Origin of the sequence: Rhodococcus sp. IEGM 1302, from assembly GCF_030056935.1 — a bacterium.
Lineage (GTDB): Bacteria > Actinomycetota > Actinomycetes > Mycobacteriales > Mycobacteriaceae > Rhodococcus_F > Rhodococcus_F qingshengii.
This window is the reverse complement of sequence record NZ_JASHKY010000019.1, coordinates 45,743-59,333: the sequence shown is the minus strand read 5'-3', so window position 1 is coordinate 59,333 and position 13,591 is coordinate 45,743. Positions and strand designations below refer to the sequence as shown.

At 62.2% G+C, this 13,591-nt stretch carries 14 protein-coding genes; 8 read left to right on the top strand and 6 right to left on the bottom strand.

Features of this window, described 5'->3' with window-relative positions:
- The first annotated feature begins 2 nt into the window (after positions 1-2).
- Complete coding sequence (locus QM609_RS21795; protein WP_030535047.1) at positions 3-794, top strand: DNA-formamidopyrimidine glycosylase family protein; 792 nt, start codon at positions 3-5, stop codon at positions 792-794.
- On the opposite strand, the gene QM609_RS21790 is transcribed toward QM609_RS21795, so the two are convergent.
- Entirely contained in the window at positions 781-1,350 is a 570-nt protein-coding gene (locus QM609_RS21790; RefSeq protein ID WP_007727263.1) for a TetR/AcrR family transcriptional regulator, read from the bottom strand. The genes QM609_RS21795 and QM609_RS21790 overlap by 14 nt on opposite strands.
- A gap of 87 nt (positions 1,351-1,437) precedes the next feature.
- Between QM609_RS21790 and QM609_RS21785 the strand changes: the two genes are divergently transcribed.
- From QM609_RS21785 to QM609_RS21765, 5 genes are all read left to right on the top strand, one after another.
- Positions 1,438-2,379 carry an oxygenase MpaB family protein gene (locus QM609_RS21785; RefSeq protein ID WP_050654885.1) on the top strand — a complete coding sequence of 314 codons (942 nt, stop codon included), beginning with the start codon at positions 1,438-1,440 and terminating at the stop codon, positions 2,377-2,379.
- A 17-nt stretch (positions 2,380-2,396) separates the two neighbouring features.
- A complete protein-coding gene (locus QM609_RS21780) occupies positions 2,397-2,933 on the top strand; it encodes a hypothetical protein (protein WP_003940745.1) in 537 nt (178 codons plus the stop codon).
- A 324-nt stretch (positions 2,934-3,257) separates the two neighbouring features.
- The gene (locus QM609_RS21775; protein ID WP_007727281.1) at positions 3,258-3,731 is read left to right on the top strand and encodes a hypothetical protein; all 474 of its coding nucleotides are present in this window, start codon (positions 3,258-3,260) and stop codon (positions 3,729-3,731) included.
- Positions 3,721-4,644 (top strand): hypothetical protein, encoded by a 924-nt coding sequence (locus QM609_RS21770; protein ID WP_102999358.1) that lies wholly within the window; start codon positions 3,721-3,723, stop codon positions 4,642-4,644. The genes QM609_RS21775 and QM609_RS21770 overlap by 11 nt, the downstream gene beginning before the upstream one ends.
- 86 nt (positions 4,645-4,730) lie before the next feature.
- Positions 4,731-5,615 carry an aldo/keto reductase gene (locus tag QM609_RS21765; RefSeq protein WP_050654915.1) on the top strand — a complete coding sequence of 295 codons (885 nt, stop codon included), beginning with the start codon at positions 4,731-4,733 and terminating at the stop codon, positions 5,613-5,615.
- A gap of 36 nt (positions 5,616-5,651) precedes the next feature.
- Here the strand turns inward: QM609_RS21765 and QM609_RS21760 are convergent, their stop codons facing one another.
- A complete protein-coding gene (locus tag QM609_RS21760) occupies positions 5,652-6,395 on the bottom strand; it encodes a 3-hydroxybutyrate dehydrogenase (RefSeq protein WP_030535050.1) in 744 nt (247 codons plus the stop codon).
- Positions 6,392-7,768: an MFS transporter gene (locus QM609_RS21755; RefSeq protein ID WP_050654884.1), complete on the bottom strand. Its 1,377-nt coding sequence runs from the start codon at positions 7,766-7,768 to the stop codon at positions 6,392-6,394. Before QM609_RS21755 ends, QM609_RS21760 begins: the two co-directional genes overlap by 4 nt.
- A gap of 153 nt (positions 7,769-7,921) precedes the next feature.
- Between QM609_RS21755 and QM609_RS21750 the strand changes: the two genes are divergently transcribed.
- On the top strand, positions 7,922-8,869 hold the full coding sequence (locus tag QM609_RS21750; protein ID WP_050654883.1) for a LysR family transcriptional regulator: 948 nt from the start codon (positions 7,922-7,924) through the stop codon (positions 8,867-8,869).
- On the opposite strand, the gene QM609_RS21745 is transcribed toward QM609_RS21750, so the two are convergent.
- From QM609_RS21745 to QM609_RS21735, 3 genes are all read right to left on the bottom strand, one after another.
- Positions 8,838-9,554 carry a GAF and ANTAR domain-containing protein gene (locus QM609_RS21745; RefSeq protein WP_030535052.1) on the bottom strand — a complete coding sequence of 239 codons (717 nt, stop codon included), beginning with the start codon at positions 9,552-9,554 and terminating at the stop codon, positions 8,838-8,840. The two genes, QM609_RS21750 and QM609_RS21745, sit on opposite strands and share 32 nt — an antisense overlap.
- A gap of 50 nt (positions 9,555-9,604) precedes the next feature.
- Positions 9,605-10,072 (bottom strand): hypothetical protein, encoded by a 468-nt coding sequence (locus QM609_RS21740; protein ID WP_228232568.1) that lies wholly within the window; start codon positions 10,070-10,072, stop codon positions 9,605-9,607.
- Between the two features lie 174 nt (positions 10,073-10,246).
- Positions 10,247-11,989, bottom strand: a complete 1,743-nt coding sequence (locus QM609_RS21735; protein ID WP_003940825.1) for a glycerol-3-phosphate dehydrogenase/oxidase — start codon at positions 11,987-11,989, stop codon at positions 10,247-10,249.
- A gap of 108 nt (positions 11,990-12,097) precedes the next feature.
- On the opposite strand from QM609_RS21735, the gene glpK reads away from it, so the two are divergent.
- A complete protein-coding gene (glpK, locus tag QM609_RS21730) occupies positions 12,098-13,588 on the top strand; it encodes a glycerol kinase GlpK (protein WP_007727296.1) in 1,491 nt (496 codons plus the stop codon).
- Positions 13,589-13,591 lie beyond the last annotated feature (3 nt).

Here is a 13,591-nt window from a genome sequence, read left to right as displayed (position 1 = left end):
CCATGCCTGAGGGCGATACCGTGTGGCGGGCCGCCAATGAACTGCGCGCTGCCCTGGCCGAGAAGGTACTCACCACCTGCGACGTCCGCGTTCCTCGTTACGCCACGGTTGATCTCTCGGGCCACCGCGTGGATTCCGTCGCCAGCCGCGGAAAACATCTCCTGATCCGAGTGGGCGAAGCGTCCATTCACACGCATCTGAAGATGGAAGGTCAGTGGCAGATTTATCGCCCCGGCGAGCGCTGGCGCCGACCCGCTCATCAAGCGCGCATCATCTTGGCCACCGAAGACTCTGTAGCAGTTGGCTTTTCACTGGGAATCACCGAGATCCTCGAACTCGGGCAGGAACAGGAGGCCGTCGGACATCTCGGACCGGATCTGCTCGGGACCGATTGGGACAGTTCCGTGGCCGCCCGAAATCTTCGGGCTGCCGACTCCGTACCGATCGGAATCGCGCTCCTGGATCAGCGGGTGATGGCCGGACTGGGCAACGTGTACCGAAACGAGATCTGCTTCCTACGAGGTATTCACCCGAAAACGCCGACACATCTCGCGGGGAATCTCGACGCGATAGTGGATCTGTCTTTTCGCACCATCAACGTCAACAAGTCGCGTCGCATCCGGGTCACCACCGGCGACACCCGCCCCGGTAGGCAGACATGGGTGTACGGCAGACGCGGAAAACCATGCCGCCGTTGCGGAACTCGCATCAGAGAAGACACCCTCGGACCGGATCAGCTCACCGAGCGAAATATCTTCTTCTGCCCGGCCTGCCAGCCCTTCACGCCTGGTTAGCGTTGATCAGCAGCCTGACGCAGTGGCGGACAAATCGATCACGGTCCACGACGATCGTGCCGTCCAGATAACCGATGAACAGTGTGAACAACGCCCCGACCAGTCCGACTGCCACCAGTTGCTTGTCCACGGGATCAGCGATCTCGGACAACTGGTCGTACACCAGGTCGACGAACGCCGGCATCGATTCGATACCGCGGCCGCTCAGAACGGGTTCCGAGAGCGGGGCGATCAGGAGCACTCTCCCCATCGCCGGATCGTCGACCATGAGCTTGACGAAAGCGTCGACCGCAGCGGTGGCGACGGCCTCGGATGTCGTCTCCGACTCCACTGCCGACGCAAGCGCCGACTGCGCACGCTCGGCGACAAACGTGTGGACCGCGACAACGTACTGATCGCGATCGGTGAAGCTTTCGTAGAAGTACCGCTCGGTCAAACCGGCGGCCTTGCAGACCGCACGCACGTTGACGGCCGGACCGTCGACCGCACCGAGCAGTGTCACTCCGACGTCGAACAACGTCGCCTTTCGAGTGGCCCTGCGTTCTTCGATGCTCACAACTTCCCCACTTCGCCGACACTTGATCTTCAATGCACCCGGCATTCGATCCTTGACTACCGCTGTTGTCGATCCTAATCTGACAACATGCGTAGTCAACTTGACGACAGCAGCACCCCGGTTCCCCTCGGTCCGGATTCCCTGACGTGGAGGTATTTCGGCGACTGGCGCGGGATGCTGCAAGGCGTCTGGGCCGGTTCGATGCAGAACATGCACCCCGGCCTCGGCGCCGGAGTCGAGGAGCATTCACAATTCTTCGACGAGCGGTGGGAACGACTGTACCGCTCGCTGTATCCCATTGCAGGCGTGGTCTTCGACGGCGATCGCGCGCAGCAGACAGCCGAAGAAGTCCGCGGCTATCACACACGAATCAAGGGCGTCGACAAGTTGGGGCGTCGGTATCACGCACTCGATCCCGATACTTTCTACTGGGCGCACGCAACGTTCTTCATGGGCACAATCGTCACTGCCGAGAACTTCTCCGGTGGCTTGACCGAGGCCCAGAAACGTCAGCTCTTCACCGAGCACATTCAGTGGTACCGCCTGTACGGGATGAGCATGCGCCCTGTTCCCGAGACCTGGGAAGCATTTCAGGAGTACTGGGACCACATGTGCCGCAACGTACTCGAAGACAACAAGGCGACCCGCGACGTCCTCGACCTGTCGGGACTCGGCAAGCCCCCGTACATGACGTGGCTACCCGATCCCTTGTGGCGGCTCGCCCGAATCCCCCTCGCCCGCGGATTCGTGTGGCTGACGGTCGGAATGTACGACCAACCGGTTCGAGACCTACTCGGCTACTCGTGGACCAGTCGCGATCAGAAAATTCACAACGCTGTCGGCCGCACCGTCAACGCCGTCTTCCGTCTGGTGCCGTGGCGATACCGGTATCAGCCACGTGCTCGCGCGGGATGGGATCGAGCTGACGGCCGAATCCCCGCCGATGCACCACTGGTCCACACACCGGCGCGCAACCTGCCCCCGCTCGAGCAGCGAGATAACCCGATGCACTACAGCCCCAGGGTCTGATCTGCCATGCTCTGAACATGGAGTGGGACCTGCGAACCCTGCTGAACCGTCCGATCACGTCTCACGGTGCGCCGCTGGGACAAGAACGTGTGGCGGCGAGGACCACCGCCTACATCTACGGCAACATTCTTGTCCTCGCCGCACTCATACCGGTGACGAAATCTCAGGAATCGCTCGGCGCCGCGATTGTGGTCGGCACGGCATTGTCGACATACATCGCCCACACATTTGCCGAGGGAGTCGGCGAGAGCATTCGCAACGATCGCCGACTGACGACCGCGGAGAGAATCGACTCTCTTCGCGATTCCGTCCCGATCCTCACCTCTGCGGTTGTTCCTGTCGTCATTCTCGCGACGGCGTGGTTCAACTTCCTGGAACCACGGACGGCGCAGTTGATCGCGGAAATCGTCTTGATCCTGCGGATCGGTTCCACCAGTTACGTGATCAGCCGACTGCACGGCGAGAAAGTCAGTACGAACACCCATCTGGCAGCGTTCGGCCTCGCCGCCGTCGCCACCCTCATAGTCGGGTTGAAGATAGTGCTCACTCATTGACGAGCCACAAGTGCAAAAGAAGTCAGACCGGTCGTATATAACTAAGACGGGCAATTCGCAGAAACCTAACAATCGGCAATTTCGATGTGCGGTGATCGACGACTAACTCGGCCCACTTCTATCAAGTAGGCAGAGGAGCAGCCCGCAATGACAACACCACAGTCGCCGTATCCCTGGAACAACGACCCCAACCACACGACACCTCTCCCTCCGCCCCCTCCTCCGCCGCCGGGCATCACACCCGGTCAGGCTCCGTACTCGGGACATCAGCCTGCTTACACCCCGCCCCGGCCCCCATACGGTCAAGGCACTGGATATTCGCCGATGCCTCCCCGCCCGCCGAAATCGTATGCATGGCTGTGGGTCCTACTGGGAGTTGTCACAGTCGCACTCGTCGCCGTCGTGGTCTACGTATGGGTTCTCCCTCTCGTCTTGAACGACAATTCCGACGAGAACACCGCACGCACGGAAACCGTGGTGATCACCTCACCTGCGGCCGCGCCGCAGAACGGCGTCGTCACACCCGCGCCCAACGAGTCGGTCCCTGCCAGCGCAGCGCGTTGTGGATCGGTGTTCTCGAACAACGAATTCACGACGTCCGCCGTCGGCACCAGCGTGACGTCTTGTGAGTTCGCCGAAGAAGTGCGCTACCAGTACGTGAGCCAGGGTCGACGCGGCGGCCCGGTCTCCATCAGCGCGGTCAGTCCGGTCACGGGAACTCGGTACTCGATGAACTGCGCCGGCAACAAAGTCGTCACGTGTACCGGCGGAAACAACGCGGTGGTCTATGTCTATTGAGCAGTGCGTCGAGGCTCGTAGCGGGACGCGCCGACGACTCCTGGCGGTTGCACTCGCCACTGCTTCTGCAGCAGCCCTCGCGGGCTGCACGATTCCGACGCGAGACGAGTCGTCGGAGAAGGTCGAGACGATCACCGAGATCGTCGTCGTTCCACCGGAGCCGACAGAGACTCCTGCCGCCCCGGGCAACGGTGTCGGCCCGCTCGCCGGATTCGAGGCCCTGGGCAACACCCTCGGCGGCGCCGTGGGTATCGCACTCGTGCCCGTCGGCGGAGGTCAGTCACTCGTTGCCGGCGAGTGGCAGAACGGAGTCGCCTGGTCCACCATCAAAGTCCCACTGTCCATCGCAGCCCTCCACGAAACCGACAACACAGAACTCACAACGGTCAAGCAGGCGATCACCACCTCCGACAACGAATCAGCCGAAGAACTGTGGCGAGGCCTCGGCGATCCGACCACTGCCGCAGCGAAGGTCGAGTCAGTCCTCGTGGCCTCCGGCGATATGTCCACCACCGTGGAATCACGCACGCTACGACCAGAATTCAGCTCGTTCGGTCAAACACAATGGCCACTTGCCGTCCAAGCGCAATTCGCCGCCACCCTGCCATGCCGGAGCGACGCCACCGAAGTCTTCGGGCTCATGGGCAGCATCAGCCCCGACCAACAGTGGGGCCTGGGAGTGATCCCAGCCGCTCGATTCAAAGGTGGGTGGGGGCCGGACGACGACGGCGGCTATCTGGTCCGCCAATTCGGGATCATCAGCAGCGGCACCGGACAACTCGCTGTCGCCATCGCAGCCAAGCCGGACTCGGGCACTTTCGCCGACGGTACTGCGATGCTCAGCGACATCGGCCGCTGGGTAGGCGAACGAGCGCAGGCTTTACCCATCGGCGGCACCTGCCAACCGAGCTGAAGTACTGCCGGTCGAGGGAGGTACTGCCGTTACCCGGCTGAGCAGTCACTCCCGCCGAACCCCCGGCCGCCGCTACCGTGGACGACATGAGAATCCCGAGTCTGAAACTGAACAACGGCGTCGACATCCCCGCGCTTGGCTTCGGCGTGTACCAGACGCCGCCGGACGAAACACTCGCCGCCGTCGAGTCCGCGCTGTCGACGGGTTATCGCCATATCGACACTGCCGCGGCCTACGGCAACGAGAAGGGCGTCGGTGAGGCGATCCGGCGATCCGGACTCGATCGCGCGGACATCTTCGTCGAGTCGAAGGTCTGGATCACCGACTACGGATACGACGAGACTCTGCATGCCTTCGACAAGAGCGCAGGCAAACTCGGTGTCGAACAACTCGACCTCCTGATCCTCCATCAGGCGTTGCCGAGCGAGTTCGAGCGCACGATCGACGCGTACAGGGCATTGGAAACGCTTCTGGCCGACGGCAAGGTCCGCGCCATCGGAGTCAGTAACTTCATGCCGGATCACCTCACCCGACTCCTGGACGCAACGTCCGTGGTGCCGGCGGTCAACCAGATCGAGGTTCATCCGTACTTCAGGCAGTCGACTTTGCTCGAGGCCGACGCCGATCACGGGATTCTGTCTCAGGCCTGGTCACCGATCGGCGGAATCACGTTCTACCGCGACGGCTCCCACGGCTCGACCCTCGAGGACGCCACCATCGGCGCCATCGCGACCGCTCACGGCAAGTCGCCTGCACAGGTGATGCTGCGCTGGCACCTCCAGCAGGGCCGCCAGGTGATCCCCAAGTCGGTGACTCCCTCGCGGATCGCGGAGAACTTCGACGTGTTCGACTTCGAACTCACCGCCGAAGAACTCTCCGCAATCGACGCACTCGACACCGGAGTTCGCGGCGGTCCCGAACCCGAGGTCATCACCCGCGAGAAGTTCGGAATCGAGATTCCCGAAGCCTGAACCCGGCAGCTTGAACAACACAGCAGCCCCAGTGATCTAGCTGGCGCTCCACCCGCCGTCGATGGTGTACGAAGCCCCCGTCACCATCGACGCCTCGGGCGATGCCAGCCACCCCACCAGCGATGCCACTTCTGCGGGCTCGACCATCCGTTTGATCGCGCTCTCGGTGAGCATCACCTTCTCGACAACCTCGGATTCACTGATTCCGTGAACCTTTGCCTGGTCGGAGATCTGGGATCGCACGAGTGGTGTCAGGACGTAGCCCGGATTGACACAGTTACTGGTGACACCGTGTGGGGCACCTTCGAGCGCAACAACTTTCGACAGCCCTTCGAGTCCGTGCTTTGCCGTGACGTACGCACTCTTGAATGCCGAAGCGCGGAGCCCGTGGACCGAGGAAATGTTGACGATGCGCCCGAATCCTTTGCGGTACATGTACGGCAGGGCCGCTCTGACCAGGAGGAACGGCGCTTCGACCATGAGGCGTTGAATCTTCCGGAAGTCCTCGACGTCGAAATCCTCGATGGGACTGACCCGTTGAATGCCGGCGTTGTTGACAAGTACGTCCGTCTCGAGTGCCAGATCCACGAGTTGGTCGGTGTCGAGGAGATCGACGGCCCACGCAGTGCCGTCGATCTCGTCGGCCAGCGCCTTCGCGGCGACGTCGTCGAGATCAGCGACGGTGACGTGGGCGCCGCGGGCGGCAAGGAGTCGAGCACACGCCTCGCCGATACCGCTGGCACCACCGGTGACCAGTGCCGTTTTGCCGGAGAGCGTCATGCGGAAACACCGGCCCGCTCGTCGGCGAGCACTCGTGCGTCGGCGGCATCGACGGACTCGAGCGAGATTCCCTTGGTCTCCCGCGCGAAAACGACTGCGACGATAGTGACCAGGGATGCCAGCAGGAGATAGATCGCGATGGGGACCGAGGAGTCGAACTTGCTCAGCAGTCCGGTCGCGATGATCGGAGCCAGTGAACCTGCCACGATCGACGTGACCTGATATCCCAGGGAGACACCGGAATAGCGCATCCGGGTCGGGAACATCTCGGCCATGATCGCGGGTTGGCCGGCGTACATGAACGCGTGGAACACAAGCCCGATGATGATTGCCGACAAGATGACTGCATTGTGCCCGCTGTTCATCATCGGAAAGGCGAAGAATCCCCATGTTCCGGCGGTGACGGCGCCGATCATGTACACCGGGCGTCGACCGATCGTGTCGGACAGTTTGCCTACCAACGGAATCACTGCGAAGTGCACGGCATGTGCCATCAGCATCCACCAGAGGATGTGCGCCGTGTCCGCATGAACGACGACCTTGAGGTAGGTGATCGAGAATGTCACCACAAGGTAGTACATGACGTTTTCGGCGAAACGCAGGCCCATCGCGGTCAACACTCCGCGCGGGTAACGCTTGACCACCTCGAAAACGCTGTACGAGGTTGCCTTGACCAGTTCTGCTTCCTTCTGCGCCGCAATGAAAATGGGAGCGTCGGTGACCTTGGTCCGAACGTAGTACCCGACCAGAACGATCACCGCGGAGAGCCAGAAGGCAACGCGCCAGCCCCAACTCATGAAGGATTCGTCCGAGAGCGTCGACGTCAGGATCAACAGCACGACAGTGGCCACCAGGTTGCCCATCGGCACGCCGGCCTGAGGCCAGGACGACCAGAACCCGCGAGATCGATTCGGGCTGTGTTCGGCGACAAGGAGTACCGCCCCACCCCATTCGCCGCCGACAGCAAATCCTTGGATGAAGCGCAGCGTGACCAGCAGTGCCGGCGCCCAGTAGCCGATCTGACCGTAGGTCGGTAGGCAGCCCATCAGGAAGGTCGCGGCACCGACCAGCAGCAAACTGAACTGCAACAACTGCTTCCGGCCGAACTTGTCTCCGAAAAATCCGAAGACGATTCCGCCGAGTGGCCGGGCGGCGAATCCGACGGCGTAGGTGATGAAAGCCGCGATGATCGCATCCAGCTCGTTGCCGCCGCCAGGAAAGAAGACTTTGCTGAAGACCAGCGTGGCCGCCGTGCCGTACAGAAAGAACTCGTACCACTCGACCACGGTGCCCGCCATCGAGGCGCCGACCACCTTCTTCAGCCCCGATGGTGGGGCTTGGCTCTCGGGTTTCGGCATGTTGTCGACGCTCATCGTGGACTCCCTCGTCTTCAGTTCGCGATTCGCCTGCTCTTCACGATCAGGAATGTGACCGCTCGCACATTTTTTGTGACTCGATGAGTATCGGTGCAGATTCTTAGCACGACAATGACAAATCTCGCACCATACAGGTGCAAAAATGCAGATATGACACTCGGACTGAGCCCGGACGACCTACTGGTGCTTCTCGCGGTCGGTCGCACCGGCCGCTTCAACACCGCCGCCGACGACCTGGGCCTCAACCACACCACCATTTCGCGCCGCATCGCCTCGCTCGAGAAGAGCCTCGGCGGCCGTGTACTGGTCCGCTCGTCCGGCGGCTGGGAGTTGACCGACCTGGGCAGACAAGCCCTCAGCGCGGCCGAGCGCATCGAGGCCGCGGTGAACGAACTGGCACTCGACTCCACCGGTCAGCAGCAACTCGACGGCGTCGTGCGGGTCTCGGCCACCGACGGCTTCAGCGCATACATCGCGGCCCCCGCCGGCGCAGCGGTTCGCAGACGCCATCCTCGCGTGAGCGTGGAGATAGTCGTCGCGACCAGAAAGGCGTCGCAGATACGCTCGGGGCTCGACATCGAGGTTGTTGTCGGCAAACCTCAAGTTCACCGCGCCGAGGCCGTCCATCTGGCCGACTACGCGCTGGGTTTGTACGCCTCCCGAGAGTATCTACGTCAGAATGCAGTTCCCGAAAGTGCCGAAGATCTGGCCGAACACTCGCTCGTGTATTTCATCGACTCGATGCTGCAGGTCGACGAACTCGATCTGGCCCGCAAGCTCACGGTTTCCATGCGCGAGGCCGTCACGTCCACCAACGTGTTCGTCCACATCGAGGCAACGCGCGCGGGTGCCGGCATCGGCCTGCTCCCCTGCTTCATGGCTGAGCAGCACGACGATCTGATTCGCGTGCTGCCCGCTCACATCGAAGTCAGACTTTCGTACTGGTTGGTGGCTCGTTCTGAATCCTTGCGCCGCCCGGAAGTCGCAGCGGTGGTGACAGCTCTTCGAGAGACGGTGGATCGCAAGCGATCTCAACTCCTCGGCTCTCCCGGGGCGAACGAAGCGCTCAGTCCAGAGTCGAACGATGCTGGACGATGACCTTGCGCGCCAACTCGGCGATCTTGACGTTCATGTTCTGCGAGGTTCGCACCAGAATGTCGAAGGCCTCGTCGTCGGACACCCGATGCAATGCCATCAGCAGACCGACGGCCTGACCGATTTCGCGACTGCTCGCCAGGCCTCGCCGCAGCGAGTCGGCATCCTCTCCTCGGTTCAGTGCGGTGACGGCCACGGATGCAAACGATGCCAACATGATCGCGTGGTCGGCAACAGTTTCCGTGAATGCTCCCGGAGTGTCGGAGAAGAGGTTGAGGGCACCGAACTTCTGACGATCGACCATCAGTCGGAACCCCATCGAGCCACGAATGGGTGTCTCTGCCACTACTTTCCGAGCGAACTCGGGCCACTGATTCGGAGTGCGAAGATCTGACTCGAGCTGCGGCGCCTCCGTGTCGAGGGCGTCGATGCACGGCCCCTCGCCAGTCGCACGTTCGAGATCGTCTGCATACTCGGCGATCTCGTCGCTTGCCGCTACCGTGACGTTGGTGTTTCCCCGTCGCAGCATCAGGCTTGCGTGATCGCAACCGGGAATCAACTCGACAGCCGCCGAACAGATCGCGGAGTACACCTCGGCGCTGTCTGCGGCGGAGTAGAGGATCTCCGCCAACGCCGCGAACACTGCCGTGGGTTCTGTCAGTGCTTGGTCGCGCTCAGCCATCTCCATACACCTCGGGGTCTACCGTTCATCGAATTCTTCACCGAACGGTACAAACCTTACTTACTCGAGCGGATGGGGTCGCCGCCGCTCGCCGATTCCCGCCCGTCCGTCCCCTGAAAAGCTTCCGTAGCCGCGCGGTGATGCAGAGCCGTGACGGTGGTGATCTGCTTGGACACCAGGTCGTTGAGCTCGCGGTACTGCTCCTCCGTCTCCCCGGCCGGAATGTCTCTCAGGACCTCCCACATCGCACTCTTGCCGCACAGAGCCGTCCGCATGATCTCAAGAGTTGCCAGCTTCACGAGACGGTTGCGCCAGATGGCGTCGACATGGACGAGGCGCCTGATCCGATTGACCGTCGCGTCGATCTTGGAGTACCGCGGCAGAGATATGCCCTGGGTGTCCTCGATCAGTTGCAGCAGCTGCTCGATCTCGTACTCGAGCTCACCCGGCAACGAGTCCAGCTCACCGTCGGCCCACGCGCCGTACGAGTCCGAGAGTGACCGCGAGAGTTGCAGCCCTACCATCGCTCCGCACAGGTGAGTGACCAGATAAGCAGTGGCTATGTGTTCCTCAGCAGATCTCGACCGACTACCGAACATTGGGATCCTCCTGGGCGACGCTCGACCGGTCTGTGCTGACACGGGTGGTGATTCGACATCCGCCTACCCGCGACAGACCGAGAACAAACGACGGGCGACTCAGACCCGATCCGGCACCACGACGACGGGTTCGAGGATCTCGGCCCGAGACTCCGGCGCTGCGGCGCGCAAGGCGTCGGCCGACTCGTCGTCCGGCTGGGTCTGCGACTCGATCTCCGCTTCGACGCGCGCTCGGTACGTGTCGACCTCGCGCTCGACGGTGGCGGCATCCCAACCGAGAATCGGGGCAACCAATCCGGCAACCTGTTGCGCACAGTTGACACCACGATGCGGGTACTCGATTGCGATGCGCATGCGGCGAGCCAGGATGTCGTCGAGGTGCAATGCACCCTCGGCCGCGGCGGCGTACACAGCCTCGACCTGAAGGTAATCGGGGGCATCTGTGATGGGCTGCAACAACTCCGGCGTCTGTCGGCCGAGTTCGAGGACCTCCGTGATGAGTGAACCGTAGCGGTCGAGCAAGTGCTTGACGCGATACGGATGCAAGCCGTACTGCTCGCCCAGTTGCACAGTCTGATTGATCAACGCGAAGTATCCGTCGGCGCCGACGAGCGGCACCTTCTCCGTGATCGACGACGCCACTCGCGCCGGAATGTCTTCTGCTGCGACATCGACGGCGTCTTCCGCCATGACCCGATACGTCGTGTACTTTCCACCGGCGATGGCGACCAGGCCTGGAGCCACACGGGCAACGGCGTGCTCGCGCGAGAGCTTCGACGTCTCGTCGCTCTCACCGGCAAGCAGCGGACGCAGGCCAGCGTAGACACCGTCGATGTCGGCGTGCGTCAGCGGCGTGACCAGAACGGAGTTCACGTGGCCGAGGATGTAGTCGATATCTGCTTTGGTTGCCGCTGGGTGAGCGAGATCCAAGTTCCAGTCGGTGTCCGTGGTGCCGATGATCCAGTGACTGCCCCACGGAATGACGAACAGCACCGATTTCTCGGTACGCAGGATGATGGCGGCTTCACTGACGATGCGATCGCGCGGGACGACGATGTGTACGCCCTTCGACGCTCGCACCCGGAACCGTCCGCGCTGACGTGAGAGGGCCTGGATTTCGTCCGTCCAGACACCGGTTGCATTGATGACGACGTGACCCTTGACCTCCGCGGTACGGCCGTCTTCGCAGTCGCGAACACGAACTCCCGAGACCCGGTCCGCTTCACGCAGAAATCCCACGACCTGCGTCGATGTTCGGACGACCGCGCCGTAGTGGGCGGCGGTCCGTGCAACGGTCATGGTGTGCCGAGCGTCGTCGACGACGGTGTCGTAGTACTGGATGCCACCGGTCAGTGAACTGCGCTTGAGGCTCGGCGACATGCGCAGTGCGCCCGCCCGCGTCAAGTGCTTCTGGGAGGGGACCGATTTGGCGCCGCCCATCCGGTCGTAGAGGAAGATTCCCGCGGCCATGTACGGGCGTTCCCACACTCGGTGAGCCAAGGGGAACAGAAACTTCAGCGGCTTGACCAGGTGCGGAGCGAGCGTGGTCAGCGAGAGTTCGCGCTCACGCAACGCCTCACGAACGAGGCCGAATTCGAGTTGCTCGAGATAGCGGAGACCGCCGTGGAACATCTTCGACGAACGACTGGACGTGCCGGATGCGTAGTCACGGGCCTCGACCAACGCAACCTTGAGCCCGCGGGTGGCCGCATCGAGGGCCGCTCCGACACCGACAACACCGCCGCCCACCACGACGACGTCGAATTGCTCGGTCTGAAGTTGTTCCCAAGCAGCTTCGCGCTGCTGCGGGCCGAGAAACTGCGCACCTTGCTGCTTACTCAACCCGGTCTCCTGTAAGTCGACGACGAATCCGTTTACAGGCTAGTAGCTTGATCCACATACTGCGACAGCGCACGGATTACTGCGAACACGCCCGAACCTAGGAGCACAGTGAATCAATACATCGCCGCCATCGACCAAGGCACGACGTCGAGCCGCTGCATGATCTTCGATCACGACGGCGCCGTGGTGAGCGTTGCGCAGAAAGAACACGAGCAGATTTTCCCGCGAGCAGGTTGGGTCGAGCACGATCCGGTGGCGCTGTGGATCAACACTCGGGAGGTGGTGGCCGGCGCTCTCGCGAAGGTCGATCTCACTCGGGCCGACATCGCTGCCGTCGGAATCACGAATCAGCGTGAGACGACCGTCGTTTGGGAACGTTCGACGGGTAAGCCGATCTACAACGCGATCGTGTGGCAGGACACGCGCACGGATCAACTGTGTGTCGAACTGGGCGGCGACGAGGGTCCGGACAAGTATCGAGACAAGACCGGACTACCACTCTCGACCTACTTCGCTGGGCCGAAGATCCGCTGGATTCTCGACAACGTCGACGGTGCGAAAGCAAAAGCGGAGGCCGGCGAATTGTGCTTCGGCACTGTCGACACGTGGATCGTGTGGAACCTGACCGAGGGCGTCCACGTGACAGATGTCACCAATGCGTCACGCACGATGCTGATGGATCTCGAGACCCTCCAGTGGGACGAATCGATCTGTGCGGACTTCGGAATCCCGATGTCGATGCTCCCGGAAATCCGTAGTTCCTCAGAGGTCTACGGCACAGGACGTCCACGCGGCAATCTCGCCGGTGTGCCGGTCGCCGGAATCCTCGGTGACCAGCAGGCAGCCACATTCGGCCAGGCCTGCCTCTCCGAGGGTGAAGCCAAGAACACCTACGGCACCGGCAATTTCATGCTTCTCAATACGGGCACGAAGCCGGTGCACAGCAAGCACGGACTACTGACGACCGTCTGCTACAAACTCGGCGAAGCCCCTGCCGTGTACGCACTCGAAGGTTCCGTCGCCGTGACGGGTTCCTTGGTCCAGTGGCTTCGAGACAATCTCGGAATCATTCAGAACGCCAAGGACATCGAGCCGCTCGCCGCAAGTGTCGATGACAACGGCGGCGCCTACTTCGTGCCCGCGTTCTCCGGGCTGTTCGCACCTCGGTGGCGACCGGATGCCCGGGGTGTCATCGTCGGCCTGACGCGCTTCGTCAACAAGGGACACCTGGCCCGCGCAGCGCTCGAGGCGACGGCATACCAGACCCGCGAGGTCATCGACGCCATGCGAGCGGATTCGGGAGTCGAACTGTCCGCACTGAAGGTCGACGGCGGCATGGTGGTCAACGAAACCCTGATGCAGTTCCAGTCGGACATCCTCGGAGTTCCCGTCATCCGTCCGGTGGTCAACGAAACGACAGCTCTCGGTGCTGCATACGCAGCGGGCCTCGCCATCGGTTATTGGGCCGATACCGAAGACATCCGCAACAACTGGGCCGTCGGCAAGACGTGGGAACCGGCGATGGACGAGTCCGAAAGGTCACGGCTGTACGCGGAGTGGAACAAGGCCGTCGAGCGGACGTACAACTGGTCCGAGTAATCA